The organism is Quadrisphaera sp. RL12-1S (assembly GCF_014270065.1).
Classification (GTDB): domain Bacteria; phylum Actinomycetota; class Actinomycetes; order Actinomycetales; family Quadrisphaeraceae; genus Quadrisphaera.
The window spans coordinates 1-25,813 of sequence record NZ_JACNME010000012.1; the positions used below are offsets into that span (position 1 = coordinate 1).

General features: G+C 77.8%; 25 protein-coding genes. 14 read left to right on the top strand and 11 right to left on the bottom strand.

Going from position 1 to position 25,813, the window contains the following annotated elements; genetic code table 11:
- The coding region (locus tag H7K62_RS17350) for a helix-turn-helix domain-containing protein (RefSeq protein ID WP_222437798.1) at positions 1 to 659 on the bottom strand (659 nt) is incomplete at its 3' end.
- 232 nt (positions 660 to 891) lie between these two features.
- Here H7K62_RS17350 and aceA point away from each other — a divergent pair.
- Positions 892 to 2,268: an isocitrate lyase gene (gene aceA / locus H7K62_RS17355; RefSeq protein WP_186720809.1), complete on the top strand. Its 1,377-nt coding sequence runs from the start codon at positions 892 to 894 to the stop codon at positions 2,266 to 2,268.
- Positions 2,268 to 4,085, top strand: a complete 1,818-nt coding sequence (gene aceB / locus H7K62_RS17360; protein WP_255480665.1) for a malate synthase A — start codon at positions 2,268 to 2,270, stop codon at positions 4,083 to 4,085. Before aceA ends, aceB begins: the two co-directional genes overlap by 1 nt.
- A 33-nt stretch (positions 4,086 to 4,118) precedes the next feature.
- Here the strand turns inward: aceB and H7K62_RS17365 are convergent, their stop codons facing one another.
- The 3 genes from H7K62_RS17365 to H7K62_RS17375 are packed head-to-tail and all read right to left on the bottom strand — an operon-like array spanning position 4,119 to position 5,931.
- A complete protein-coding gene (locus tag H7K62_RS17365; protein ID WP_186720811.1) occupies positions 4,119 to 4,754 on the bottom strand; it encodes a YceI family protein in 636 nt (211 codons plus the stop codon).
- On the bottom strand, positions 4,751 to 5,146 hold the full coding sequence (locus tag H7K62_RS17370; RefSeq protein WP_186720813.1) for a hypothetical protein: 396 nt from the start codon (positions 5,144 to 5,146) through the stop codon (positions 4,751 to 4,753). Before H7K62_RS17370 ends, H7K62_RS17365 begins: the two co-directional genes overlap by 4 nt.
- Positions 5,143 to 5,931: a DUF4386 family protein gene (locus H7K62_RS17375; protein WP_186720814.1), complete on the bottom strand. Its 789-nt coding sequence runs from the start codon at positions 5,929 to 5,931 to the stop codon at positions 5,143 to 5,145. Before H7K62_RS17375 ends, H7K62_RS17370 begins: the two co-directional genes overlap by 4 nt.
- A gap of 179 nt (positions 5,932 to 6,110) precedes the next feature.
- Here H7K62_RS17375 and H7K62_RS24200 point away from each other — a divergent pair, with 179 nt between their 5' ends.
- The 3 genes from H7K62_RS24200 to H7K62_RS17390 all read left to right on the top strand — a co-directional run bounded on the left by H7K62_RS24200 (position 6,111) and on the right by H7K62_RS17390 (position 10,004).
- The gene (locus tag H7K62_RS24200) at positions 6,111 to 8,225 is read left to right on the top strand and encodes a sensor histidine kinase (RefSeq protein WP_186720816.1); all 2,115 of its coding nucleotides are present in this window, start codon (positions 6,111 to 6,113) and stop codon (positions 8,223 to 8,225) included.
- A complete protein-coding gene (locus H7K62_RS17385) occupies positions 8,222 to 8,938 on the top strand; it encodes a response regulator (protein ID WP_186720818.1) in 717 nt (238 codons plus the stop codon). Before H7K62_RS24200 ends, H7K62_RS17385 begins: the two co-directional genes overlap by 4 nt.
- 70 nt (positions 8,939 to 9,008) lie before the next feature.
- Complete coding sequence (locus tag H7K62_RS17390; RefSeq protein ID WP_186720820.1) at positions 9,009 to 10,004, top strand: universal stress protein; 996 nt, start codon at positions 9,009 to 9,011, stop codon at positions 10,002 to 10,004.
- A gap of 10 nt (positions 10,005 to 10,014) precedes the next feature.
- Here H7K62_RS17390 and H7K62_RS17395 read toward each other — a convergent pair whose 3' ends face one another.
- Positions 10,015 to 10,359: a hypothetical protein gene (locus H7K62_RS17395; RefSeq protein ID WP_186720822.1), complete on the bottom strand. Its 345-nt coding sequence runs from the start codon at positions 10,357 to 10,359 to the stop codon at positions 10,015 to 10,017.
- Between the two features lie 208 nt (positions 10,360 to 10,567).
- Between H7K62_RS17395 and H7K62_RS24205 the strand changes: the two genes are divergently transcribed.
- From H7K62_RS24205 to H7K62_RS17410, 3 genes are all read left to right on the top strand, one after another.
- Complete coding sequence (locus tag H7K62_RS24205; RefSeq protein WP_186720824.1) at positions 10,568 to 11,182, top strand: Rv1733c family protein; 615 nt, start codon at positions 10,568 to 10,570, stop codon at positions 11,180 to 11,182.
- Between the two features lie 131 nt (positions 11,183 to 11,313).
- Complete coding sequence (locus tag H7K62_RS24210; RefSeq protein WP_186720826.1) at positions 11,314 to 11,838, top strand: GAF domain-containing protein; 525 nt, start codon at positions 11,314 to 11,316, stop codon at positions 11,836 to 11,838.
- Between the two features lie 64 nt (positions 11,839 to 11,902).
- The gene (locus H7K62_RS17410; RefSeq protein WP_186720828.1) at positions 11,903 to 13,219 is read left to right on the top strand and encodes a PP2C family protein-serine/threonine phosphatase; all 1,317 of its coding nucleotides are present in this window, start codon (positions 11,903 to 11,905) and stop codon (positions 13,217 to 13,219) included.
- 35 nt (positions 13,220 to 13,254) lie between these two features.
- On the opposite strand, the gene H7K62_RS17415 is transcribed toward H7K62_RS17410, so the two are convergent.
- Complete coding sequence (locus H7K62_RS17415) at positions 13,255 to 14,298, bottom strand: universal stress protein (RefSeq protein WP_186720830.1); 1,044 nt, start codon at positions 14,296 to 14,298, stop codon at positions 13,255 to 13,257.
- A 174-nt stretch (positions 14,299 to 14,472) separates the two neighbouring features.
- Here H7K62_RS17415 and H7K62_RS17420 point away from each other — a divergent pair, with 174 nt between their 5' ends.
- Positions 14,473 to 15,162 carry a CBS domain-containing protein gene (locus H7K62_RS17420; protein WP_186720837.1) on the top strand — a complete coding sequence of 230 codons (690 nt, stop codon included), beginning with the start codon at positions 14,473 to 14,475 and terminating at the stop codon, positions 15,160 to 15,162.
- Positions 15,159 to 15,596 (top strand): pyridoxamine 5'-phosphate oxidase family protein, encoded by a 438-nt coding sequence (locus H7K62_RS17425; RefSeq protein WP_186720840.1) that lies wholly within the window; start codon positions 15,159 to 15,161, stop codon positions 15,594 to 15,596. The genes H7K62_RS17420 and H7K62_RS17425 overlap by 4 nt, the downstream gene beginning before the upstream one ends.
- 24 nt (positions 15,597 to 15,620) lie before the next feature.
- Here H7K62_RS17425 and H7K62_RS17430 read toward each other — a convergent pair whose 3' ends face one another.
- Positions 15,621 to 16,274 carry a response regulator transcription factor gene (locus H7K62_RS17430; RefSeq protein WP_186721096.1) on the bottom strand — a complete coding sequence of 218 codons (654 nt, stop codon included), beginning with the start codon at positions 16,272 to 16,274 and terminating at the stop codon, positions 15,621 to 15,623.
- Positions 16,275 to 16,515: 241 nt separating this feature from the next.
- On the opposite strand from H7K62_RS17430, the gene H7K62_RS17435 reads away from it, so the two are divergent.
- The 4 genes from H7K62_RS17435 (at position 16,516) to H7K62_RS17450 (ending at position 22,060) form a co-directional block, all read left to right on the top strand.
- Complete coding sequence (locus H7K62_RS17435) at positions 16,516 to 17,661, top strand: GAF domain-containing sensor histidine kinase (protein WP_222437800.1); 1,146 nt, start codon at positions 16,516 to 16,518, stop codon at positions 17,659 to 17,661.
- Between the two features lie 546 nt (positions 17,662 to 18,207).
- A complete protein-coding gene (locus H7K62_RS17440) occupies positions 18,208 to 19,812 on the top strand; it encodes a methyl-accepting chemotaxis protein (protein WP_186720844.1) in 1,605 nt (534 codons plus the stop codon).
- A gap of 172 nt (positions 19,813 to 19,984) precedes the next feature.
- Entirely contained in the window at positions 19,985 to 20,998 is a 1,014-nt protein-coding gene (locus tag H7K62_RS17445) for an undecaprenyl-diphosphate phosphatase (RefSeq protein WP_186721098.1), read from the top strand.
- A gap of 288 nt (positions 20,999 to 21,286) precedes the next feature.
- On the top strand, positions 21,287 to 22,060 hold the full coding sequence (locus tag H7K62_RS17450) for an ABC transporter permease (RefSeq protein ID WP_222437802.1): 774 nt from the start codon (positions 21,287 to 21,289) through the stop codon (positions 22,058 to 22,060).
- A gap of 3 nt (positions 22,061 to 22,063) precedes the next feature.
- On the opposite strand, the gene H7K62_RS17455 is transcribed toward H7K62_RS17450, so the two are convergent.
- The 4 genes from H7K62_RS17455 to H7K62_RS17470 form a co-directional block, all read right to left on the bottom strand.
- The gene (locus tag H7K62_RS17455) at positions 22,064 to 22,684 is read right to left on the bottom strand and encodes a DedA family protein (RefSeq protein ID WP_370591834.1); all 621 of its coding nucleotides are present in this window, start codon (positions 22,682 to 22,684) and stop codon (positions 22,064 to 22,066) included.
- The gene (locus tag H7K62_RS17460; protein ID WP_186720849.1) at positions 22,681 to 23,568 is read right to left on the bottom strand and encodes a COG4705 family protein; all 888 of its coding nucleotides are present in this window, start codon (positions 23,566 to 23,568) and stop codon (positions 22,681 to 22,683) included. Before H7K62_RS17460 ends, H7K62_RS17455 begins: the two co-directional genes overlap by 4 nt.
- Positions 23,569 to 24,206: 638 nt before the next feature.
- Entirely contained in the window at positions 24,207 to 24,842 is a 636-nt protein-coding gene (locus H7K62_RS17465; RefSeq protein WP_186720851.1) for a DedA family protein, read from the bottom strand.
- Positions 24,839 to 25,765 (bottom strand): hypothetical protein, encoded by a 927-nt coding sequence (locus tag H7K62_RS17470; protein ID WP_186720858.1) that lies wholly within the window; start codon positions 25,763 to 25,765, stop codon positions 24,839 to 24,841. The genes H7K62_RS17465 and H7K62_RS17470 overlap by 4 nt, the downstream gene beginning before the upstream one ends.
- Positions 25,766 to 25,813: the final 48 nt, after the last annotated feature.

Consider the following 25,813-nt stretch of genomic DNA (forward strand, 5'->3'; position numbering starts at 1 on the left):
AGGTCCGCCACGTAGTGCAGCGAGAAGCCGAGGTGGGTGGCCAGCGCCGCCGCGCGGCCCTGCGACAGCGGCCCGCCGGTGTGGCCGACCGCGCGCAGCAGCTCCGCGGCGCGCTCCTCCAGGACCGGCTCGTGGTTGTCGCGGGCGCGCATCTGCGCGCGCAGCTCGGCGTTGGCGCGCCGCGCCTCCTCCGGCGTGGCGGAGCGCTCGGCGTGCAGGCGCAGCACCTCCTCCTGCAGCCCCACCAGCAGCTCCAGGACGTCGGTGGGCAGCCCGCGGCCCACCCGCACCTCGGGCAACCCGAGCCCGGCGAAGACGGCGCCGCGCTGGTAGCGCTCCAGGGTGATCTCCAGGGCGTCCCGGTGCGACGGCGGGGCCTCCTGCAGCAGCTCCGCCAGCGGGCAGCCCAGCGCCGCGGCCACCGCCTGCAGCAGCGCCAGCTTGGGCTCGCGCCGGCCGTTCTCCAGCACCGACACCTGGCTGGGCGCGCGCCCCACGGCGGTGGCCAGCTCCTCCAGCGTCATGCCGCGGGCGGTGCGCAGGTGCCGCACCCGGCGCCCCACGGTGAGGGCGTCCAGGCCGGTGGGCGGTGCGGCGGGACGGGCGGTGGGGCGGGCGGCCGGGCTAGAGGTCGGGCTGGAGGTGGCGTCGGCGCTCACCGGCGCAGCGTGACAGACGAGCCCGGGTTCGCGGAAGCAGAAGAAGGGCGGAAGTTCTCGCGAGAAGACCCTGGCGACGACGAGAAGCGGGCCCGCAGAGTCCTCTCACGACGACGAACCGTCGTCCTGCTGGCGGGTGACCAACCTCCCACCAACCTCCCGACCGGCGCTGCGCCCGACCGTGCAGCACCGGACGGGCCCCCCTTTCACCGCCACCGCCGAGGAGACCGCCATGACCACGCTGGCCGAGCGCCCGAGCACCACCACCGACCCCACGAGCCACCGCACGAGCACGCCGCTGCCGGGGGACCAGACCGAGACCGCCGAGCAGATCGCCGCCCGCTGGGCCAGCGACCCCCGCTGGGCCGGCATCACGCGCACCCACACCGCCGAGGACGTCGTGGCGCTGCGCAGCTCGGTCGCGGTGGACCACACCCTCGCCCGCCGCGGCGCCGAGCGCCTCTGGCGCCAGCTGCACACCCGCGAGTGGGTGCCGGCGCTGGGGGCGCTGACCGGCAACCAGGCCGTCCAGCAGGTCCGCGCCGGCCTGGAGGCCATCTACCTGTCGGGCTGGCAGGTCGCCGCGGACGCCAACACCTCCGGGCACACCTACCCCGACCAGTCGCTCTACCCCGTCGACTCCGTCCCCACCGTGGTCCGGCGGATCAACAACGCCCTGCTGCGCGCCGACCAGATCGACAGGCTCGAGAACGGCGGGGTCGCCACCCGCGACTGGCTCGCCCCGGTCGTCGCCGACGCCGAGGCCGGCTTCGGCGGTCCGCTCAACGCCTACGAGCTCATGACCGCGATGATCGAGGCCGGCGCGGCCGGCGTGCACTGGGAGGACCAGCTCTCCAGCGCCAAGAAGTGCGGGCACCTGGGCGGCAAGGTCCTCGTCCCCACCTCCCAGCACCTGCGCACCCTGGCGGCCGCGCGCCTGGCCGCCGACGTCGCCGGCACCGACACGGTGATCATCGCCCGCACCGACTCCCTCGCCGCCGACCTCATCACCAGCGACGTCGACGAGCGCGACCGGCCCTTCCTCACCGGCGAGCGCACCGCCGAGGGCTTCTTCCGCACCCGGCCCGGGGAGGAGACCACCGTCGTGCGCGGGCTCGCCTACGCCGAGGTCGCCGACCTGCTGTGGGTGGAGACGTCCGTGCCCGACCTGGACCTGGCGCGTCGGTTCGCCGAGGCCGTCCACGCCCGCTTCCCCGGCAAGCTGCTGGCGTACAACTGCTCGCCGTCGTTCAACTGGAAGCGCCACCTCGACGACGCCACCATCGCCCGGTTCCAGCGCGAGCTGGCGGCCATGGGCTACGCCTTCCAGTTCATCACCCTGGCCGGCTTCCACGCCCTCAACCACTCCATGTACCAGCTGGCCCGCGGGTACTCCGAGCGCGCGATGAGCGCCTACGTGGAGCTGCAGGAGGCCGAGTTCGCCGCCGAGGCGGACGGCTACACCGCCACCCGCCACCAGCGCGAGGTCGGCACGGGGTACTTCGACAGGGTCTCCACCGCCGTCGACCCCGCCAGCACCACCCTCGCCCTGCACGGCTCCACCGAGTCCGAGCAGTTCGGCGAGCAGCTCGAGGGAGGTGCTCACTGATGAGCGCGCAGACCGCCCAGCAGCCCCTGACCAGCGACTTCGGCGCGCGGACCGGGTTCGCGCCGATGCGCCGCTGGGACTCCCCCCTCGTCGTCGTCCCCGACAGCCGTCAGGACGACGACGCCCGCGGCCAGCGGCGGCCGCTGCTGCCGCGCCACGGCGTCCAGGTGCTCGGCACCATGACCGAGCGCGCCGAGGAGGTGCTCACCGACGAGGCGCTGGCCCTGCTCGGTGAGCTGCACCGCAGGTTCGCGGGGCGCCGGCACGAGCTGCTGCAGGCGCGGGTGGAGCGGCAGAAGCGCATCGACGGCGGGTTCACGCCGGGCTTCCTGCCCCAGACCGAGCAGGTCCGGCGAGACCGGTCCTGGCGGGTCGCCGGTCCCGGTCCGGGCCTGGAGGACCGCCGGGTGGAGATCACCGGGCCGTGCGAGCCGAAGATGGCCGTCAACGCCCTCAACTCCGGGGCGCGGGTGTGGCTGGCCGACCTGGAGGACGCCGCCTCCCCCACCTGGGAGAACGTCATCACCTCCCAGCTGGTGCTGCGCGACGCCGTCCGCGGCCAGCTCCGGCACACCGCTCCCGACGGGCGCCTCTACGAGGTGCTGCCCGTGGCCGAGGGCGGGGTCGCCGGGCCCGGGCACCGCGCTGTCGACACCACCATCGTCATGAGGCCGCGCGGGTGGCACCTGGTGGAGAAGCACCTGCGCATCGCCGACCCGCGCGACCCGTCGGGCCAGGGCTGCCCGGCCTCGGCGTCGCTGGTGGACTGGGCGCTGTTCGCCACCGGGTGCGCGCGCGAGCTGGTCGCTGCCGGCAAGGGCCCGTACGCCTACCTGCCCAAGCTGCAGAGCCACCTGGAGGCGCGGCTGTGGGACGAGGTGTTCACCGCCACCGAGGAGCACCTCGGCCTGGCCCACGGGACCGTGCGCGCCACCGTGCTGGTGGAGACGGTCCACGCCGCCTTCGAGATGGAGGAGATCCTCTACGAGCTGCGCGACCACTGCGCGGGGCTCAACGCCGGCCGGTGGGACTACATCTTCTCGGCCATCAAGACCTTCTCCGAGCGCGGCCCGCGCTGGGTGCTGCCGGACCGCGCCGACATCACCATGACCGTGCCGCCGATGGCCACCTACGCCCAGCTGCTGGTCCAGACGTGCCAGCGGCGCGGGGCGCAGGCGATCGGCGGGATGAGCGCCTTCATCCCGCAGCGGTCGGACCCGGGGGCGACCGCGCGGGCGCTGGAGAAGGTCCGCAGCGACAAGGAGCGCGAGGCGGCGATGGGCTTCGACGGCTCGTGGGTGGCCCACCCCGGCCTGGTCGCGGTGGCGCAGGCCGCCTTCGACGCCGAGCGCTCCCCCGCCGCCGGCGAGCGGCCCGCCGCGCCCGAGCCGCTCCCGTCGGACCCCACCACCGCCGCTCGGCTGCTCGACCTGGCGTCGGTGCCGGGGCGGATCACCTCCGACGGGCTGCGCACCAACGTCTCCGCGGCGGTGCGCTACGTCGCGGCGTGGCTCGGGGGGACCGGCGCCGTCGCCATCGACGGGCTCATGGAGGACGCCGCCACGGCGGAGATCTCCCGGGCCCAGGTGTGGCAGTGGGTCCGGTGGGGCGCGGTGACCGCCGACGACGGCCGGCCGATCACCCGCGAGCGCGTGGAGGCGGTGCTGGAGGACGTCGTGGAGTGGCTGCCGCGGCGTCCGGGAGACCACGTGGACGAGGCCGCGGAGGTGTTCCGCGCGGTGGCCCTCGGGGACCGGCTGCCGCCGTTCCTCACCACCGTCGCCTACGTGGAGCACCTCGTGGAGCCCCGCGGCTGAGCAGCCGGACTCCTCGGCTGGGGCCCGCCCCGCTCAGGGCGCTCCGGCGCCGGAGCGGGGCGGGCCGTCGGCGTCGGGCTCGAGGACGAGGTCGGCCTCGAGGTCGAGGAAGCGCCCGACGAGGACGGTCGGCGCCGCGATCCCCAGCGGTCGCCGGTCGAGGCGGCCGCGCACGCGCACCCGGACCCCGTGCGGGACCGCCGCCGGTGGTGGCTGGAGCGTGGCGGTCAGCTCGACGGGGGCGCTGGCCCCGCGGGCGAGGACGACGGCGTGGGCGTGGACGTGTCCTGTGCTGACGTCGTCCTGCCCGTCGTCCTGCCCGGTGGACGAGGCGATGGCGGCAGTGGTGGTGGTGCGGACCTCCACCACGGGGTGCGCGCCCGTGCTGAGGAACCGGGGCCTGCCCAGCTCCCGGTCCCGGCGCTCGTTGCCGGTGCTGACCGCCGTCGCGTCCACGCGCACGACGGCGCGCACCACCGCGCCGCCGTCGTCGACGGTGACGGTGCCGCCGAGCACCGGCATGGTCCCCTCCACCGCGGTGACGAGCTTGTCGCGCACGCGGAACCCCGCCCGGCTCGCCCCGGGCACCAGCCGCCACCGGCCGGGGCCTGGCAGGTGCGGCAGGTGGGGCACGGGGCCGGGGCCGCGCAGGGGCGAGGGTGCGCTCACCGGGACACCTCGACGAGGGCGTCGGCGAACCGGCCCCTGACCTCGACGCGGTCGTACCGGAGGACGCGGTCGGGCCCCGGCAGCAGGGCCGGGTCCTCCCCGGGCAGCAGCTCGGAGCCGGTGGCCAGCGCGGCCAGGGCGTCCAGCGCCGCCGCGTCGCGCGCGATCACCACGAGGCACTCACCGCCGTCCGGCGCCACGCAGCGCAGACCTCCGAGGAGGCCGTCGCGCAGCTCGGGGTGCGCCTCCACGAGCGGCGTGATGCGCTCGCGGGAGGCGCGCTGGGAGGCCTCGACGTGGCGCTGGCTGCGCGGCCCGTCGAACTGCACGAGCTGGACGACCAGCGGCACGACCGCCGACCCCACCTCGGCCCCGGCCCCGGCCCCGGTCACCGCGAGCCCCGGACGCTCGCGACCGGCGGGACGTCCCAGTCGTCGTCGCGGGTGCGCAGCACGGACCAGGCCGCCACGGCGCAGGCCAGCGTCGTGCCGCCCCAGCCCACGAAGTCGAGGGCCCGGCTGGGCACCACCACCGCCGCCACGAAGTGCAGCGGCTGGCTGAGCACCAGCAGCCACGCCGCCCACCGGGGCACCGCGCGGGCACGCAGCAGCGCGACGCCCAGCAGCACCGTGCCCACGATGTGGCCGACCACCCACAGCAGGCCGGTGGTCATCGACAGCGCCGAGCCGTCCACGGCGGTCCCGAGGGCCAGGAGCGCGTCCCGCGGGACGCCCGCGTCCGCCCCGGCGAGCACCAGCTGCTCGCTGTTGCCCGCGGCGCCCCAGCAGGCGTAGGCGGTGAACGCCAGCGCCGCCCCGGCGGCCGCCAGCCGCGGCGAGCCGCGCCGGGCGAGGCGGTGCAGCGCCAGCACCCCCAGCAGCAGCGCCGGCGAGGCCACCGCTCCCGCCCACTGCATCGCGGACATCCAGGCGCGGTCGCCGAGGATCCCGTCCACGATCTGCGCCGGGGTGTCGGTGGTCCAGTACGGCAGCCCCATCCGGCCCGCCGTGATGACCGCCGGGCCCACCGGCAGCAGCAGGGCGGCGGTCCAGCGGGCCGCGCGGCGCAGGTCGTGCGGTGGAGCGGCCAGCGAGAGAGCCCCGGTCCCGGCCCCGGTCACGACGGGAGGGGAGGCGGACGACGGGCTGGTGAAGGACGGATGGCGGGTGGTGCTCACGGCTCCTCCTCGGGTGCCCCGGCGGCCGGTGCCGCCCGGTGCTCCCACGCTCCGCCCGGCGGGCACCGCGCCGGCAGGGGCGCAGCCCGGGACGCACCCGGGACGGTCTCCCGGGTCCGCGCGGGGACCGTGCCCGCCAGGCCCTGGCGCGGCACGCCGACCGCGTCCACCATCGGCGCGTGGAGGATCCCCGCCCGGTGCGACGGCGCTGGTCCGCGGGCCTGGTGCTCGTGGTGGCCAGCACCGCCGCCGCGCTGCTCGGTCCCCCGGTGGGGCTGGCCGCCGGGGTCACCTGGCCCGAGCTGGTCGAGGGCTTCGCCGTCACCGACAGCGCCGCCGCGCTGAGCCTCACGGCCGCCGCCGCCCCCGTGGTCCTCGCGCGCCCGGGCCACGCCGTCGGCCGGCTCCTGCTCGCCTCGGGGGCCTGCTACGCCGCCGCGGCCCTGGTCATCCCCGCCACCGCGGCGCTCGCGGCGGCCGGCGCCCCGCGCGGGGTGGTGTCCGCGTCGGCCCTGGCCGGGGAGCTGGTGTGGACGCCCGCCGTCGCCGTCCTCATCCCCCTGCTCCTGCTCGTCTTCCCCACCGGGACCCTGGCGCACCGCGCCTGGCGACCGGTGGCGGTGCTCCTCGTGGTGAGCGGGCCGCTGTTCGCGTGGTCGGTGCTGGACCCGGTGGGGTTCACCCTGCGCGGCGAGCAGCTGGGACCGCCCGCCTGGGTGTCCGCGGCACCGGGCTGGGTGCAGCCCGTCAGCGGCCTGCGCGGCACGGGCCTGCTGCTGGCCTCGGTGGCCCTGCTCGCGTGGCGGTGGGTGCGAGGGGACGACGTGGTCCGCCGCCAGCTGCTGTGGGTGCTCGTCGCGACGGCCGTGACGACGGTCGCGGTGCTCCTGCCCACCGACGGGGTCGACCCGCTGCGCATCGCGGCCGTGCTGCCGCTGGTCCCGGGCGCGGTAGCGGTGGCGGTGGTGCGCCACCAGCTGCTCGACATCCGCCTGGTGGTGGCGCGCGCCCTCGCCTACGGCGTGCTGGCGGGGCTGGCCGCCGGGGTGTTCGCGGCGGCCGTGGTGCTGGTGGTGCTCCTGGCCGGGACCGTCAGCGGCAGCACGACGACGGTGGCCGCGGCGGCCGCCGTCACGGCCGCCGTGGTGGCGCCCCTGCACGCGGCGGTGGTCGGCCGGGTGGAGCGGGCCCTGTACGGCCAGCGGCGAGACCCGGTGGCGGTGCTCGAGTCGCTCGCGCCGCACCTGAGCGCCGGGCGGGCGGGGCTGGACGGCGCTGTCGCCTCGCTCGCGGAGGTGCTGCGGCTGCCGCGCGCGGTGCTGGTGGACGGGGCGGATCGCGTGGTCGCCTCCTCGGGGTGGAGCGCCGGGCACGTCGACGGGCACGTCGAGCAGGACGTCGACGGGGACGTCGACGGGGACGTCGACGGGGAGCGCCTCGCGCTGCCGGGCGGGGCGCTGGTGGTGAGCCCGCGGCGGGGGCAGGCGGCGCTGTCCCGCGCCGACCGGCGGGCCGTGGCGGCCATCTCCGCGCCGCTGGCGGTGGCGCTGCGGGCCACCGAGCTGACCGAGCAGCTGCAGCGGGCCCGCCTGGAGGCGCTGGCCGCGCGCGCCGACGAGCGCGAGCGCATCCGCCAGGACCTGCACGACGGCCTGGGGCCGGCGCTGGCCGGCATCGCCTTCTCGGCCGCGGCGGTCCAGCACCTGCTGCCGGCCACCTCCTCGCGCCCGTGCGACGGGGCGGACGACGGGGTGGCCGCGGCAGCGGCCGTGGCCGGGTCCATCGCGCAGGACGTGGCGGCCGCCTCCCGGGAGGTCCGCCGGATCGTGGACGGGCTGCAGCCGGCGGGGCTGGAGGGGCGGACGCTGGTGGAGGCGCTGCGCGCCGAGGCCGAGCGGGTGGGGCGGGTGCCGCGGACGGCGGCGGACGGCGCCCAGCAGCCCCTGCTGGTGGACCTCGACCTCCCGGGCGGCCCCGGCGGTGGCCCCCCGCTGCCGGAGGACGTGGAGGTGGCGCTGTACCGGACCGCGGTGGAGGCGCTGCACAACGCCGCCCGGCACGGGCGCGCCGAGCGGGCCCTGGTGAGGCTGCGGGTGGGCGAGCGCGCGGAGCTGGAGGTGCTCGACAGCACCGCCGGGTGCCACGACCCGGTGCCGTGGGAGGCCGGGACCGGTCTGCGCGGCATCGCGCGCCGCACCGCTGAGCTCGGAGGCACGTGGTGGGCCGGGCCGACCCCGCAGGGCGGGCGCGTCGTCGTCGACGTCCCCCTCCCGCCCCCGGTGGTGACGGGATGACGGGCGGGGTGGCGGGCGGGGTGGCGGGCTGGAGCGCTGGGCGGCTGTCGGTGCTCGTGGTGGACGACCACCCCGTGGTGCGCCGGGGGCTGGTGGCGCTGCTGGGCGCCGTGGACGAGCTGGTCGTGGCGGGCGAGGCCGCCACGGCGCAGGAGGCGGTGGACCTGGCCCGGCGGCTGGCTCCGGAGCTGGTGGTGCTCGACCTCGAGCTGCCCGGGCGCAGCGGCCTGGCGGCCGCCGCGGAGCTGCGGGCGCTGCCGCAGCCCCCGGGTGTGCTGGTGCTGACGATGCACGACGACGTCGACAGCTGCGAGGCGGCGCTGCGGGCCGGGGCCCGCGGGTACCTGCTCAAGGACGGGCCCGTCGAGGAGCTGCTGGCCGCCGTCCGCACGGTGGCCGCGGGAGGTGTGGTGGTCACCGGGTCCCTGCGGGACGTGGACCCGCGCCTGCTGACCGGCTCGCACCCCTGCGCCCCGTTCCCGCAGCTGACGCCGCGCGAGCGCGACGTGCTCCGCTGCGCCGCCCGCGGGATGGGCGGGGCCAGCACCGCGGCCGAGCTGGGGCTGGCGCCCAAGACGGTGGCCAACCACCTGTCGTCGGTGCTGGTCAAGCTGGGCGTGGCCACCCGCGAGGAGGCCGCGGCGCGGGCGCGGCGGGCCGGGCTGGCCGAGGACCCCGTCGGCCGGACCGGTCCCGGCGCCGGCGCGCGGTAGGGCAGGAGGTCCCCGCCGCCCGGGACCCGAGGACCTGCCCCTCCCCCGGTCACCTCACCACGCTGCTGACGTGTCGTCGCACCAGCTCGAGCACCCCCGGGACGACGTGCCGGAGGGGCGTCCGGACGCGCCCGTCCCGCCAGCGGCGGCGGCGCGGGTGCCGCAGCAGGCGGGACCGCCGGACGGCGAGGTGGGGCCGGCGTGGACGCGCGCGCGGGGGGTCGGGGTCGGCTGGGACGGGTCGCCGTCGTCGGCGGAGGCCGTGCGCTGGGCCGCGGCCGAGGCCGCCGCGCGCTCGTGCCCGTTGACCGTGCTGCACGCCGCCGGTGCCTACGCCGTGTGGCTGGACCCCACCGCCCACCCCGACCTCCCGGCGCTGGTGCGCGAGATGAGCTCGAGCGGGGCGCAGGCCGCGCTGGACGCGCTGGAGGAGCTGCGCGCCGTGGCGGCGCCGGGGGCCACCGCCGTGGAGGTCGGCCGCACCACCGGCCTGCTCGGACCGCAGGACCTGCTGCTCGAGTGCTCCGAGGAGCTGGACGCGCTGGTGCTCGGCAACCGCGGGCGCGCTCGGCTGACGGCCGCGCTGCTCGGGTCCGTCTCGTTCTCCGTGGCAGCGCGCTCGGCCTGCCCGGTGGTAGTGGTCCGCGACGGCGACGTCCCGCGCCCCGGCCCGGGCGTCCCCGTGGTGGTCGGCTACGACGCGTCGGGGCCCGCGCTGGCGGCGGCCCGGTTCGCCGCCGCGCAGGCGGCGCGCGCGGGCGCCGAGCTGGAGGTGGTCCCGGTGCTGCAGCCCGGTGACGGGCGCGGCGGGGAGCTGCGGGAGAGCGCCGCCGCGCTGGTCTGGCGGCTGCGCGCCGAGCACCCGGGGCTGAGCGCGTCCGTGCTGGCGCAGCGCGGGGCACCCGACCGGGTGCTGCTGGCCGCGGGCGAGGCGGCCGGGCTGGTGGTGGTCGGGTCCCGGGGACGCACCCGGACGGGCGCCCTGGTGCTGGGGTCCACCAGCACCGCGGTGGTGCACGGGTCGCGGACGCCGGTGGCCGTGGTCCGCGGGACCCGCGAGGGCTGATCGGGCCTGCTCAGCAGCCCCGGGCGAGCTCGGCGCGGCGGGCGCTGGCGAGCTCCAGGACCACCTGGTCGCTGAGGCGGCGGCGGGTGGTGTCCAGCCACGCGGACGCGAAGTCCTCCCCGTCAGCGCCAGCACCCGCGCTGCCACCGAGGGCGCGCAGGGCGGCGGCAGCGGCCTCGGCCACGGCGACCACCAGGGCGGGGGCCAGCGCTCCGGCGTACTCGGCCACCAGCAGCTGCACGCGCTCTCCCAGCGGGAGGGGCAGCGGCAGGGGCAGCGGCACGGGCGGGGCCTGCGACGGGGCCTGCGACGGGGCGTCCGCCACCGGTGCGGGAACGGTCTGGCACAGCTCCACGCGATGCGCCTCCTCACGGCCGCGACGACACTCCGCATCACAGCGGGTGACGACCCGTCACCGAAAGGGACCTTCGGCCCCCTCCTGCAGTCCCCCGGAGGCGCGGGAGCCCACGCAGCGACGAGCCCGGGACGTCAGACCCTGGTAGCAGGGGCTGCGGCCGCGCACGCTCGCGGCACCGGCCTCGCGCAGCACGGAGGTGGTCGAGGTGGCCCGGCGACCGAGCGGCAGCGGACGCGTGGCGCGCACCCGCCGGCTCCTCCTGCCGGGGCGCTCGCCCCTGGCCCGCACCTGCGACAGGCTCGAGGGGGCGCTGGTGCTGGTGCTGGTGGCCCTCGGGGTGTCAGCGCTGCCCGCCGCCGTCCCGGCGCACGCGGTCTGCGCCCACCAGCTCGAGCTGGCGGAGCAGGCGGCGGCGCAGGGCCGGCGGCAGGTCGAGGCGCAGGTGCTCGACGGTCCCCTCCTGCCCGCGGCGGAGCCGGGCGGCAGCGGTCCCGGGGTCTCCGCGGACCAGAGCGTGCGGGTGTCCTGGACCGGGCTGGACGGTCGGCCCCGCACCGGCCTGGTCCCGGTGGACGTCACCTCCCGCCCGGGGGCGCGCGTGCTGGTCTGGGCCGACGACGCGGGCACCGCCCGGCCGGTGACCAGTGCTCGCGAGCGCGCCGTGGCCTCCTGGGGCCAGGTGGCGCTCCTGGTGGCCACCTGGTGGTGCTGCCTCGTCACCGCCCGCCTGGTGGTGGGGGCGGCCGTCGACTGCTGGCGGGCCCGGTGGTGGTCCCGGCAGTGGGCCCTCACCGGTCCCCGGTGGACCTCCCGGGCCTGACCGGGCAGTGGCTCCGGACCCGGTCGGGCCGGGTGGGGCCTGGTCGGACCCGCCGACCAGCCGCCCGCCCCTGCCGTCCACCGCCTCCCGCGGGGTACGGTCACGGCCAGCAAGAGACCCGGAGGTGCCGCGTGACCACCGCAGCGCAGGACTGGCTGTCGGCGCGAGTGAGCAGCACCCGTGACATCGGGCTGCGCGGCGTGCTGCAGGAGCTGGTGGAGCACCTCTCCCTGGCCACCTCGGAGGCGGTGACGCTGCGCCGCCTGTCCGCGGACCGCCAGAGGCTCGTGCCGGTGGCCTGGTTCCACCCCGACCCGAGCGCCCGCGGCGCCATCGGGGAGATCATGAGCCACACCGCCGAGCTGTCCGACGCCGGCCTGTGGCGCCCCGTGGTGGAGGAGCGCCGGCCGGCCCGCTGGCACCTGCCGCCCGGCAGCGCCCCCGCGCTGGCCTCCGAGGAGCAGGCCCGGTGGCTGCAGCGGTACCCGCTGCGCGCCGTCATGGGCGCCCCCGTGGTCGGCGGCGAGGACCTGCTCGGCGGGGTCGCGCTGCTGCGCTTCGGCCGGGACGCGCCCTTCACCGACGACGACGAGGGCATGCTCGTCTACTTCGCCGAGCGCGTCGCGGACGTGCTGGTGCTCCTGGACGTCCCCTGAGCGGATGACGCCGACGGGACCTTCGACCCGTCTGCCGGCGCCCTCGGCGCCACACGATCACCTCGTGGACGACACCGGCGACGGCGCCGCGCCGCGCGTGACGGCGCTGCTGGAGGCCGCCCGCGCCCTCGGGGCCGCTGCGTCCGAGGGGGACGTGCTCGCGGCTGTCGCGCTCGAGGGGGCGCGGGCGATGGGCGCCACCGCCGCCGCGCTGTGCCTGCCCGACCCCGAGCGGCGCGTGGTCCGCACCCTGGTCGCCACCACGCGCGAGGCCGCACGCGGTGCCGCTGGGGACCGCGCCGTGCGCGTGGACGTCACCGACCTGCCCGAGCAGCACCCCCTGCCCGTGGTGAGGGCCGCGCTCACCGGCGAGGCGTGGTTCCTCCCCGACCGCGCCGCGGCCCTGGACGCGCTCCCGCAGGCCCGCGAGCTGTACGAGACCTCGAGCACCGAGGCCTCGGTGGTGCTCCCCCTGCTCGTGGGCGACCGCTGCGCCGGCGCCCTGGGGCTGGCCTTCGACGAGCCCCGCGACTGGCTCCGGGCCGATCGCGAGCTCGTGGAGGCCCTCGCGGCGCTCACCGGTCAGGCGCTGGACCGGCTCGCCGCGCTCGAGGCCGAGCGCGCCGCCGTGGCGGAGCTGCACCGGGTGGCCGACGCCCTGCGGGACAGCCTGGCCCCCTCGCTGTCGACCACCGCCCTGCCGGGCCTGGACGTGGTGGCGGTGAGCCTGCCCGCCGCCCAGGACGTCCGCCTGGGCGGCGACTGGGCCGACGCCCTCACCGACGACGACGCGGTGGTGCTGGCGGTCGGTGACGTGGTCGGCCACGACGGCGTGACCGCGGTGGCCGTCGCCCAGGCGCGGGGCGGCCTGCGCGGGGCGCTGCGCGCCCTCGGCAGCACCTCCCCGGCGGCGCTGCTCGCGGCGCTGGACGAGGTGCTCAGCGAGCCCGACACCGCGGTCATGGCGACGGCGGTGGTGTGCCGGGCGTCCCGCGGGCCCGGCCCCGCCGGGACGTGGCAGCTGAGGTGCGCCAGCGCCGGGCACCTGCCCCCGCTGCTGAGGCACCCCGACGGCCGGGTGGAGGCGGTGGGACCGGTCGGTGACCTGCTGCTCGGGCTGGCCGACGGTTCGGCGGGGATCACGGACGTGCGACGCGCCGAGCACGTGCTCGAGGCGCTGCCCGGGTCGGTGCTCCTGGTCTTCTCCGACGGGGTGGTCGAGCGGCGCGGGGAGGGCCTGGCCGACCGCCACGCGGCCCTGGCCGAGCTGCTCGCCGGCTGCGACACCTCCTCGGCGGGGGCCGTCTGCGACGCCGTGCTGGAGGCGGTGGGCGCGGGCGCCGAGGACGACGTCACGGTGCTCGTGGCCGTGCTCGGCTGACAGCGGACGGCCCGGCGAGAGGCTCGGCGGACGGCTCAGCGGACGACGGCCACCGGGCAGGGCGCGCTCGTGAGGAGCTCCAGCGCCGTCAGCCCGAGGCGGCCGCCGCGGCCGTCCCGGGCGTCGGTGCCGCGCGCCCCGAGCACGAGCAGCCCGGCGCCCCGGGCTGGGTCGAGCAGCACCTCGGCGGCGGCGCCGCGGGCGGCGCGCCGCTCCAGGACGAGCGCCGGCGCCACCTCGCGCACCGCCGCGGTGGCGGCGCGCAGGCGGGCCATCGCCTCCAGCTCCGCCGGCTCGACGCCGTCCCCGCCGGCCACGCCGTCCTCGCCGTCCCCGCCGGCCACGCCGTCCTCGCCGCCCGGGCTCGCGGTGCGGTGCCAGGCCGTGGTGCGCACGGGGCCGCCCGGTGCGCAGCCCCAGGCGGCCACGAGCACCAGGCGCGCGCCGGAGGCCGCGGCCTCGGCGGCCGCGAAGCGCGCCGCGCGCTCGCTGCTGGCCGAGCCGTCGAGCCCCACCACCACCGGGTGGTCCGGACCGGGCACGTGCGCCGCGCCGCGCACCAGGACCACGGGGCTCGTGGCGGCGTCGACCACCGAGAACGCGACGCGTCCCAGCCGGGTGGGCCCGCCGCGCGCCACCACCACCGACTCGGCGCTGGCGGACGCGCCGAGCAGCGCCGCGGCCGCGTCCCCCAGCACGCTCACCGGCGTCGCGTCGGCACCCGCAGCACCGGCGAGCGCCGCGCCCTCGGCGGCCACGCCCTCGGCGGTCCGCCAGGCCTCCTCCACCGCCGCGCCGACCTCGAGGGCCTCCTGCGCCGTGGAGGTGCCGTCCAGCGCGACGTCCACCCCGCCGTCCACCGCGCCGTCCACCCCGCCGTCGTCGTCCTCCTGGTGCACCGCGCGCAGGTCGTCGACGGCGCTCAGCACCACCAGCGGCGTGCCGGAGCGGCGGGCGCGCTGGGCCGCCCACTGCAGCGCCACGCTGGCCGCGGAGGAGCCGTCGTACCCGATGACGCTGCGGCCGTCGGCCCGTCCGGGCGGCACCTCGCGCACGGGGCGGGGCAGCTGTGCGGTCACCGCACCCAGGCTCGTCGCACCCCGCCCGCCACGACAGGGACGGAGGTCCCGCCCCGCGCGTCCCCCGCGGGGTGTGACCTCCGGCCCTGGTCGGCGCGGAGCCGCCCCGGAGAGCCTGGTGCAGCCGTCGGCGGCAGGGGCCGCCGGCCGGGGGGACGGTCGCGGAGGTGGCGGATGAGGGTCAGCGAGGTCGTGGAGCGCGACGCGGTGGCGCTGCGGTCCAGCGACGACGTCAGGACGGCGGCGGCGCTGCTGGTGGCCCACCACCGGTCGGCGGTGCCGGTGGTCGACGGCGACCGCCGCGTGGTGGGGTCGGTCTGCGACGCCGACCTCCTGCGCGCCGCACGGGCCCTCCTCGGCGGCGGCCCCGGCGGCCCCGGGGAACCGGACGGCCCGGGCGCCCCGCGGACCGTGGCCGAGGTCATGGCAGCCCCGGTGCCGGTCCACCTCGACGACGACGTCGAGCTCGCGCTGTCGCTGCTGCGCCTGCGCGACGTCCGGTGCCTGGCCGTGGTCGACCAGAGCGGGCTGGTGGGCGTGGTGACGCGGGAGCGGCTGCTCGCCGTGCTCACCGGTCACGACCCGACCGTCCGGCGCGGGGTGCTGGACGCGCTGGTGGCCCTGGTGGGACCCGCACCGCAGGAGCGCTGGGACGTGCGGGTGGACGCCGGGGTGGTCCACCTGGAGGCGCGGCCGGGGGTGCCGGTGGGCGGCGAGGACCGGGAGCTGGCCGCGGTGCTGGCGCGCACCGTGCCGGGGGTGGTGGACGTGGTCCACGGCCGGGGTGCCGGGCCGGCGGGGCGGCCGGGGAGCGAGGACGGGACCGGCGGCGCCGGCGGTCCCGCGGTCGGGTGCGACCCGTGACCGCCCTGGCCCACCACCGCGGGACCGCGCAGGACGGCCGCCGGCTGGTGCCGCTCGACGAGGCGGAGTGCTGGGACCTGCTGCGCGGGCAGCGCGTGGGCCGGCTCGTCTACACCGAGGCGGTGCTGCCGGCCGTCGTGCCCGTCGCCTTCACCGTGGTGGGGGGTGACGTGGTGGTCGCCGCGACGCCCGGGGACAAGGTCACCGCGGCGGTGCGCGGGGCGGTGGTGGCCTTCGAGGTGGACCAGGCGGACCGGGAGGCCCGCACCGGGTGGTCCGTGACCGCCGTCGGCCCCGCGCGGGTGCTGGCCGACCCGCACCTGGCGGCGCGGCTGCGCGCCGACGGCCTGGTGCCGTGGGCGCCCTCGCCGCTGGCGACGTACCTCGCGGTGGCGGTGCAGGTGGTCAGCGGGCGCGCGCTCGTGCGCGGCTGACCGCCCCCGTCGCCGCCGGCCGGCTCACCGAGCCCGGCGGACGCCCCCGGAGCCGCGCAGCTCGGAGGCGAGCACGGCCGCCTGCGTGCGGCGCTCCAGCCCCAGCTTGGCCAGCAGGTGCGAGACGTAGTTCTTCACCGTCTTCTCGGCGATGTAGAGCCGCTCGCCGATCTGGCGGTTGGTGAGGCCCTCCCCGATGAGCACCAGCACCTCCCGCTCCCGCTCGGACAGCTCCGCCAGCGGCCCGCTGGGCTCGGCACCGCGGCGCATCCGCTCCATCACCACCGACGCCGCGCGCGGGTCCAGCAGCGACCCGCCGGCGGCCACCGTGCGCACCGCCGCCACGAGGTCCTGCCCGAGCACCTGCTTGAGCAGGTACCCGGACGCCCCCGCCATGATCGAGTCCAGCAGGGCCTCGTCGTCGCTGTAGCTGGTGAGCATGAGCACGCGCAGGTCCGGCATCCGCGAGCGCAGCTCGCGGCACACGGCGACGCCGTCCCCGTCGGGCAGGCGCACGTCCAGCACGGCGACGTCGGGGCGCAGCGCGGGCGCCCGGGCGAGGGCCTCGGCGGCGGTGCTGGCCTCGCCCACCACCGCCAGCGCGGGGTCGGTGCTGAGCACGTCGGCCACGCCGCGGCGCACCACCTCGTGGTCGTCGAGGAGGAACACCCGCACCACGGCGGAGGCGGCCGGCGCCCCGGACGGGGAGCTGTCGGCTGCGGGGGGCGCGGGGGTCGCGGCGTCGCTCACTCGGTCGACGCTACGGGGAGGGTCCCGGGGGTGACAGGGACGGAGGTCCCGGCCGGCGTCCTCCGCGCGGAGGACCGCCGCACCGCGGCGGCGGGACCCCCGCCCCTGGCGCGGCACCGGGACGGAGGGCCCTGGACCGGGTGGCGGCGAGCGCGGCAGGGTGGGCGCCGTGGAAGCCCGGCTGCGCCGCCTGCTCGACGCGGTGGTGACCATCAACGACCTCGACCTCGACGCCGTCCTCCACGGCCTGGTGCAGGCCGCGACCGAGCTGGTGGGGGCGCGGTACGGCGCGCTGGGGGTGATCTCCGCGGACGGGCGCGGGCTCGACAGGTTCGTGCACACCGGGATGGACCCCGCCGTCGCCGCGTCGCTGGGCCACCTCCCCGAGGGGCGCGGCGTGCTGGGCCGCCTCATCGCCGACCCCCGGCCGCTGCGCGTCGACGACCTCACCGCGGACCCGCAGGCCGTCGGCTTCCCGCCCGGGCACCCGCCCATGCGCAGCTTCCTCGGCGTGCCCGTGGTGGTGCGGGGCGAGGTCTTCGGCAACCTCTACCTCACCGAGAAGGACCCCGGCCGCGACGACGGCCGGTTCACCCCCGAGGACTCCGAGGTCGCGCAGGCCCTGGCCGCGGTCGCCGGCACCGCCATCGCGAACGCGTCCCTGCACGCCGACGCCCAGCGGCTGGCGGTGCTGGAGGACCGCGACCGCATCGCCCACGACCTGCACGACCACGTCATCCAGCGCCTGTTCGCGGCGGGGCTGTCGCTGCAGGCGCTCACCGCCCGGCTGCAGGACACTGACCAGGCCGAGGTCCGCACCCGGCTGGCGGGGGTGGTGTCCCAGCTCGACGAGGTGGTGCGCGACGTGCGCACCACCATCTTCGGCCTGCACGTGAGCCCCGGTGCCGGCGGGCTGCGCCGCCAGCTGCTCGACCTGGTCGAGGAGATGGCGGGGCGCGCGACCACCACGGTGCGCACCACCGGCGCGGTCGACGCGCTCGTGAGCGGCGTGCTGGCCACCGACGTCGTCGCCGTGGTCCGGGAGGGCCTCAGCAACGCCGTCCGCCACGGGCTCGCCTCCCACCTGGTGGTGACGGTGGACGCCACCGCCACCGACGCGGCCACCGGGGCGGACGCCGTGGCGGTCCAGGTCGACGACGACGGCGCCGGCATCGAGGCCGACTCCGCGCGGTCGGGCCTGGCGGGCCTGCAGCAGCGGGCCACCCGCCGCGGCGGCACCTTCGACGTGCGCCGACGGGCCGAGGGCGGCACCCGGCTGCTGTGGACCGCCCCGCTGCAGGTCAGCCCCGCCTGAAGCGCGCCCGAGGAGCGTGCGGCGGTGACCGTGGCCGCCGCGGCGCCGGCGTCCGTCGTCGTCCTCGTCGTCAGGTCGCCGTTCCCCGACGTCATGCCCAGCTCGATCGGCCCCGCCGGCACGCTCACGCTGCGCAACGCCTCCTCCTCGCACGACACGCTGGTGGTGAGTGATGACGTGGGTGGCCGTGGCGCTCGTGCCGGTGGTGCTCGCCTCCCAGGCGTGGTCGCTGTGGGTGTTCCGCCGCCAGATCTCCGCCGAGCACGTGACGGTGTTCCGGTGCCGGCGCGGCGGCTCGACGGGAGCGCTGCTCCCGGCTGGGCAGGCAGCGGGCAGCCAGCGGGGGCCCGGTCGGGTGCGTGGGGGGCCGCGCACCCGACCAAGCCCCCGTCCGTCCAGCGTCGCCTGTCTCGCGACGACGGCCAGGGGCCCGAGGTCCCCGGGGGTCGGGACCAAGGTCCCCTCCCGCGTGCGGCCCGGGCCGCCGAGACCCCTGACGAGGGCCTGCGCGGGCCCAGCCGCCACAGGACCCCAGGAGACGCCGCCGTGACCCACCGGACCCACCGGACCCACCGCCTCGCCGACCTGCGCATCGCCGCGAAGCTGCACCTGGGCTTCGGGCTGGTCTGCCTGCTGCTCCTCGCCGTCGCCGGCACGGCCGCCTTCCACCTCGGCCAGCTCCAGGGCGGCCTGGAGGAGCTCGCGACCAGCGGCATGCCGTCGGTGCGGACCTCGGCGGCGGCCGAGGCTGCCTTCCTGCGGGTCCGCCTCGACCTGGTGGGCGTGGCCGTGAGCGCCGACGACGCCGGGGCCTCCGCGGCCGCGCAGCAGCTCACAGCGGACGAGACCGCCCTGGACGCGGCCTGGGCCGCCTACCTCGCCACCTCCCCCAGCACCACCGCGGCGCAGCGCGGCGCGGTCACCGACGCGCTGGCCGCCTACCGGGCCACGGTCCCGCCGCTGCTGGCGCTCGCCCAGGCGCACGACACCGCCGGCTTCGACGCGCTGCGCGTGACCAGCGGCGTGCCGGCCGCGGCGGCCCTGACCAAGGCCCTGGAGACCGTCACGGCGGCCGAGGTGTCCGCCGCTGACGCCATGGTGGCCCGGGACCGCGCCTCCTACCGGCAGGCGCTGCTGGTGCTGGCGGCGTCCTCGGTGGCCGCGGCGGTGCTGGCCGGGGTCGTGGCGTGGCTGGTCGCGCGGTCGGTGAGCCGTCCGCTGGCCCGCGTGGTGACCGTGGTGGACGGCCTCGCGCAGGGACGGCTGGACCAGCGGGTGGGCCTGGACCAGCGCGACGAGGTGGGCCGGCTCGCGGCGTCCACCGACGCCTCGATCGGCGCCCTGCGCGAGGTCCTGCTGGCCATCCGGGGCGAGTCCCACGCGCTGGGCGCCTCCGCGAGCACCCTGTCCGGCGTCGCCGCGGCGCTGCAGACCGGCGCGGAGGGCTCCAGCGCGCAGGCGCAGCTGGTCTCGTCGGCGTCGGAGGAGGTCAGCACCTCCATCGCCACCGTCGCCGCCGCCGGGGAGCAGATGACCGCCGCCATCACCCAGATCGCCACGGCCACCACCGACGCCTCCGCCATGGCCACCGCGGCCGTGGCGGCGGCGGGCTCGGCCGGCACCGCCATCGAGCGGCTGGGGGTCTCCTCCCGCGAGATCGGCGACGTCGTCAGGCTCATCACCACCATCGCCGAGCAGACCAACCTGCTGGCCCTCAACGCCACCATCGAGGCCGCCCGCGCCGGAGAGCTCGGCAAGGGCTTCGCCGTCGTCGCCGGGGAGGTCAAGGAGCTCGCCCGCCAGACCGCGCAGGCCACCGACGACATCACCGCCAAGGTGAACGCGACCCAGAGCGACACCGCTGCGGCCGCCGCGGCGGTCACCCAGATCGGCGAGGTCATCGCCCGCATCGACGAGGTGCAGTCGACCATCGCCGCCGCGGTGGAGGAGCAGTCCGCCACCACCAGCGAGATGGTCCGCAACATCACCGAGATCTCCACCGGGTCCGCGCAGATCTCGGAGAACATCGCGGGCATCGCCACGGGCACCGAGGAGAACCGCGCCGGCGCGGGCACCACCGCCACCGCCGCGGCGTCCCTGGACAGCGCGGCGGCGCGGCTGCGGCAGCTGACCGGCCGCTTCACCCTGTGACGGCGGTGGGCGCGGTGCGCCCCTGGGGGGCGGCTGGGACGCGCCTGCTGACCGCCTGGGCGGTGGGCCGTCGTCATCCGCACGTCACCGAGGGCTCCTAGCGTCGGTCCACGGCAGCGCTGCCACCCCGCCGTCACCTCCGCCACCTGTCGAGGAGCCCGCTGTGCACCCCCTGCTCGCCGCCTCAGCACCCGCCGCCACCACGGGTGCACCGCACCTCAGCTGGACCGAGGCCGCGGTGGTCGGGGTGCTGCAGGGCGTCTCGGAGCTGTTCCCCGTCTCCAGCCTCGGCCACGCGGTGCTGGTCCCGGCGCTGGTGGGGGGCAGCTGGGCACGCGACCTGGACGTCTCCGCCCCGGGCTCGCCCTACCTGGCGTTCATCGTGGGCCTCCACGTGGCGACCGCCGCCGCGCTGGTGCTCTTCTACCGGCGCGACTGGGCCCGCATCGTCACCGGCCTGTTCTCCTCCGTGCGCCACCGGCGGATCACGGGTCCCGACGCGCGCCTGGGCTGGCTGCTGGTCGCCGCCACCGTCCCCGTCGGCCTGGTGGGGCTGGTGCTGGAGCACCCGCTGCGCACGGTGCTGGCCCGGCCGGTCCCCACCGCGGTGTTCCTCGTGCTCAACGGGCTCGTGCTGCTCCTCGTGGAGCGCGGCCGCCGGCGCCAGGCGACCCCCGTCACGGTCGCGTCGTCCGGCTCGCCGGCCGCACGCCACCGCGCCCCCACCGCCGTCATCCCGGCCGTCTCGACGACGGCGAGCGCGCCGGCCGGGGCGTCGTCGTCCTCGGAGGTGGCCACGGACCGGCGCCTGGCCTCGCTGCCCCTGCGCACCGCGGTGCTCGTCGGGTCGGCGCAGATCGCGGCGCTGGCCCCGGGCATCAGCCGGTCCGGCACCACCATGGTCGCCGGGCTGCGCGCGGGCCTGACCCACCAGGACGCCGCCCGCTTCTCCTTCCTCCTGGCCACCCCGGTCATCGCCGCGGCCGGGCTGCTGAAGCTGCCGGAGCTGTTCGGCCCGCTGGGGGACGGCATCCGCGGGCAGGTGCTCCTCGGCAGCGTGCTGGCCGGCGTGAGCTCCTACGTGGCGGTGCGCTTCCTGGACCGCTGGTTCGCCCACGGCTCGCTGCGCCCCTACGCGCTGTACTGCGTGCTGGCGGGCCTGGTCAGCCTCGGCCTGCTCGTCTGAGCGCGCAGCCGACGCCCCCCACCGCGCCGCACACGCACCCGCACGTGCCGGTGCCGGTGCGGGTGCGGGTGCGGGTGCCTCGACCTTGGCGTTCCGTGGGTCGCCGGGCCTGTCGAGACCCACGGAACGCCAAGATCGGCACCCCGTCACCTCCGCGGTCACGAAGGCGACGAGGCTGCCGTCCGCGATCGTCGTCGACATCGACCAGCAACGACCCGAGCGCGAGGTCGAGGCGAGGGATCGGCGGACGGGGTCGCGCCGAGGATGGACGCAGGGGGGTGCCGGAGCGTGACCGCTGACCAGCTGGGGCGCCTGCTGCTGGGCGTGGCGGCGCTGCTCGCCGTGGCGCTGGTGGTGCTGCGCGCCGCGGGCGTCACCGTGGGGCCCCGGGGCACCGCACCGCTGACGGCGGTGCTGCGCGGCGGGCTGCAGCTGGCCGCCGTCGGCCTGGTGCTGCGGGGCGTGCTCGACCACGTGCCCGCCCTGGCCGCGGCCGTGCTCGCGGTGATGCTGGCCACCGCGGTGTGGACCGCCTCGCGCCGCCTCGCCCCCCTGCAGGGGCTGCGCGCCGCGCGGCGCGCCGTGGCGGTGGCGTGTGCGGCCGGGGCCGTCGTCGTCCTCGGGGTGGTCTTCTCCCTCGGGGTGCTGCCGTTCTCGGCGCGCTACGTCGTCGCGCTCGGGGGCACCGTGCTGGGCGGCACCATGACCTCGGCCACCCTGGCCGGGCGCCACCTGCTGGCCGGGCTGCTGGCCCGCCGCGAGGAGGTGGAGGGGTGGCTGGCCCTCGGCGCGCCACCGCGGCGGGCGGTGCTCGACGTGGCCCGCGCGGCGGTGCGCGAGTCGCTCGTGCCGGTGCTGGACCAGACCCGCACCACCGGGCTGGTGACGCTGCCGGGCGCGTTCATCGGCGCGCTGCTCGGCGGGGCCAGCCCGGTGCAGGCGGCCAGGTTCCAGCTCATCGTGCTGGCCGGGCTCATCTGCGCCGGCAGCGTGGTGGCCGTGCTGGTCACCACGCTGCTCGGGGCTCCGAAGGTGCTGCCCGCACCTGCCGAGCAGCGCTGAGGGTCAGGACCGGCCGGCTTCCCGGCGGGCCTTCACCAGCTCCACCGCCACGGGGACGAGCGAGACCACCACGACCACCGCGATGATCGGCAGCAGGTAGGCGTCGATGCCGGGGATGCGCGTGCCCAGCACGTACCCGGCCAGCGTCACGCCCAGGCTCCACACGAGCCCACCGACCACCTGCCACAGCGCGAAGCGCCCCGCGGGCACCCCGACCGTGCCGGCGAGCGGGTTCATGAGCGTGCGGACCACGGGGATGAAGCGGGCCAGCACCACCGCGCGGCCGTGGCCGTAGCGGTCCAGCACCGCCTGCGCGCGGCGCACCCCGGCCTGCAGCTTGGGCCGGTCGGGACGGTCCAGCAGCGCCGGGCCCACCCGGCGGCCGATGAGGTACCCGACCTGCGCCCCGAGCAGGGCGCCGGCCGCGCCCGCGACCAGCACCTGGGCCAGCGGCAGGTGCGCGGCGCTCGTGGCCGACGTCGCCGCCAGCAGACCGGCGGTGAACAGCAGCGAGTCGCCGGGCAGGAAGAAGCCGATGAGCAGGCCCGTCTCGGCGAAGAGGATGACGAACAGCCCCACCGCCCCGAACGAGGAGAGCAGGTGCTGCGGGTCGAGCAGGCTCACGCCGCGCCCTCCCCCGCCGTGACGCGCTCACCGCGCTGGACGTCACCGCGCTGGAGGTCGGCGCGCTGGACGTCGGCTCGCGTGACGGCGAGGACCCCCACGAGCACGGCGATCGCCACCAGCGCCGCGAGCGTCACCGGACCGTCCCCCAGCCCCACGCCGCCGCCGACCTGGGCGGGCTTGCCGAGCCAGTCGGCGAACGAGGCCCCGAACGGCCGGGTGAGCACGTACGCGCTCCAGAACGCCGCCACCGGGCTCAGGCCGAGGCGCCACGCGGCCAGCGGCACCAGCATCGCCGCGCCGAACAGCAGCCCGGACGGCAGGAAGCCCCAGCCCAGCGCCAGGCCGGTGAGGTCGCCGGCGGCGGTGCCGAGGGCGAAGGTGGCCAGCACCGTGGCCCAGTAGAAGAGCTCGCGGCGGGTGGAGTCGACGTGGTGGATCGACAGCGTGCCCTCCACCCTCCACCAGGCGGTGAACAGGACGGCGACGACCACGGCCCACACGACCGTGGTCACCGCGTACGGCAGGTCCGTGACCACGTGGGTGATGTCCGCGGTCATGGTGCCGAACACCGCGACGGCGCTCACGGCCGTCCAGTAGCGCACAGCGGAGTACTCCCTCGCGCGCAGCTGCCAGGCCAGCGCCCCGACCAGCGAACCCACGCCCACCAGGGCGCCGAGCACCAGGCTGGTCTCGCCGAGGTAGTCCGAGGCGGCCTCCCCCATGCCCGTGGTGAGCACCTTGACCAGCCAGAACACGGCCGTGATCTCGGGCACCTTGGCGGCGCGGGCGGCGGTCCAGCCAGGGGTCCAGCCGCGCAGGCGGCCCGCCGGACGTCCGCTGCGCGCTGCGCGCGCGGACGTGGCGGTCGGGGGCGTGGTCATGCGAGGTCTCCTGGGGTCGGGTGACGGCGAGCGGTCGGGCGTCCGTCGGTCTGGGCTGCGGGCAGGGCTGTGGGACGGGCGGGGGCCGAGCAGCGGACAGCCAGCAGCGGCCTCACGCTCCGGTGAGCATCGAGCAGACGACGCCCAGGAGCAGCGCCAGGACGACGGCGGCCTGCAGCTGGGCGGTGCGGCGCCGGTAGCGGCGCACGTCCGCCGCCGTCCACGACCTCCCGCCGCAGGGGGACAGAGCGCAGGGGGACAGAGCGCTGCTGGAGCTCTGGGAGCCGTCGGGGCCGCTGGCCGGCGGGGCAGCGGGGCCTCGTGGAGCTGTCGCTGAGGCGGCAGACGCGGAACCAGTGCCGTGGTGGTGGACGCGGGCCGGCGAAGGCGGGTTCCGGGTGCCCCTCCGGTCGCAGGTGCTCCCCGCGGCGACTGAGGCCGCTCGCGGGTGGTCCGGCCGTCCCGTGCGTCCGTCGGGCTCGTCGCTGCGACGGGTGGTCGCGGGGTGTCCCGCTCCCAGGGGCCTGGTGGTCGCCATGGCGACAGCATGTGCTGATCAGCCTTTACACCGCCTGTACGGCGCGCCGGGAGATCGCGGTGCGCGTCAGACCCCTGGCAGCGCCCCGGTCCGACAGCCCTCAGCGACGCCGGCCTCGCGTCCGAGGTCGTCCGTGGGCGGAGCCGACCAGGAGGACGCCGACCACGACGACCACGACGACCACCAGGGAGGAGAACACCGCCGTGCCCACCGCGCCGGCCCAGTCGCCGACCACCTCCCACTGCTCGGGAACGGCGTACCCCAGCCCGACGAGGGCAGCGTTCCAGCTGAGGCTCCCGGCGGCGGTGCAGGCGCTGAAGACCACCGGTGGCATGCGGCGCGCTCCCGCCGAGACGGACGTCAGAGCCCCCGATCCCGGGACGAACCGGCTGAGGAAGACCGCCCAGGCCCCCCATCGCTCGAACCAGCCCGCGGCGCGCTCGGCACCGTCACGACCGACCTTCGGGATCCGCACCAGGAGGTCGAGCGCGCGACGCCGGCCCAGGGCCGCCCCCAGGCCGTAGAAGACCCACGCCCCTGCCACGCACCCCAGGGTGGAGGCCAGGAGGACCCCTGCCAACGACAGCTGGCCCTGCTGCACCAGGGACCCGGACAGCGGCAGCACGGTGTCCCGGGTCAGCGGAGGGGCGACGGTCTCCAGGAGCACCAGCGCTCCGACACCCGGCTCACCCAGAGCGCCGACGAGGTCGCCGGAGCCCCCGATGAGGTCCGTCACCGGCCGACCGACCTGGTGGGAGGCCGCGCTGGCGCTGGCGCCGCGCCGGAGACCCATCGGTGCGGTGGGGCCTGCGCAGCCTCCGGGCCCGCCGTCAGGTCCACGACCGAGGAGCCCGGTGCGGGCGCGGAGGCCCGGCGGAGGGTGGACGCCTGGAGGGTCGCGACGAGAAGGACCAGGCCGAGCAGCACCGCGCTGGTCCGGGCGGTCCCCAGCCCCAGGCCACCGGCACCGGGGGCCCGGCTGAGCCCGTCGGCCACGGCCGCCCCCAGGGGCCGGATGAGCACGAGGGCCACCCAGGCGCACACCACCGCGTCGACGGCAAGCCCGATGCGGGTGGTGGCCACGGCGGCGATGACGACGACGACCAGCAGCGCCGTCGACCACTCCCCCAGTCCGACGCCCTCGTGCAGCAGGTCGCTCCCGGCGGTGCCCAGTGCGGAGGCCAGCAGCACCACCGAGCACCAGAGCAGGCCTCGCGGCACGTCGGGCAATGTCCGGGGCGACCAAGTGCGGACCCCCGCCACCCAGGTCGCGAAGGCCACGACCAGGGCGACGGCGAGCGCCGGGGCGACCGCTGCCAGCGGCAGCCCGGCGCCCTGGGTGAGGTCGTCGGTGAGGAGCGCGCCGGCCGCGCCCAGCGCGACGACGGTCAGCCCGTGCAGCGGCCCCCGGCACCGGTCGGCGCTCCGGTGGGCCACCAGTGCGGTGACGACCGCGGCCCCGGCGAGGGCGGTGCCGCCCCCCAGGCCGAGCCCGACGTCGAGCTGGTCGGCGCAGGTGACCCCCGCCACCGCCGCGAGCCCCTCGACCGTCCAGGACCAGGCGCCCACCGCCGGGGACGCGGGCAGCGCCCAGTGCCTGTGGGCGGTGACGGCGGCCGCAGCACCCGGACCGCTGGCTGGCGGCGGGGAGGTCGGCACGTCGGCCAGGTTGGCAGCCCCCGCCTGTACAGCGCCTGTACGCCTCCC

Coding starts and splice junctions, on each gene's coding strand:
- aceB (WP_255480665.1), top strand. CDS start 2,268: ATGAGCGCGCAGACCGCCCAGCAGCCCCTGACCAGCGACTTCGGCGCG.
- H7K62_RS17385 (WP_186720818.1), top strand. CDS start 8,222: ATGACGGGCGGGGTGGCGGGCGGGGTGGCGGGCTGGAGCGCTGGGCGG.
- aceA (WP_186720809.1), top strand. CDS start 892: ATGACCACGCTGGCCGAGCGCCCGAGCACCACCACCGACCCCACGAGC.
- H7K62_RS17460 (WP_186720849.1), bottom strand. CDS start 23,568: ATGACCACGCCCCCGACCGCCACGTCCGCGCGCGCAGCGCGCAGCGGA.
- H7K62_RS17420 (WP_186720837.1), top strand. CDS start 14,473: ATGAGGGTCAGCGAGGTCGTGGAGCGCGACGCGGTGGCGCTGCGGTCC.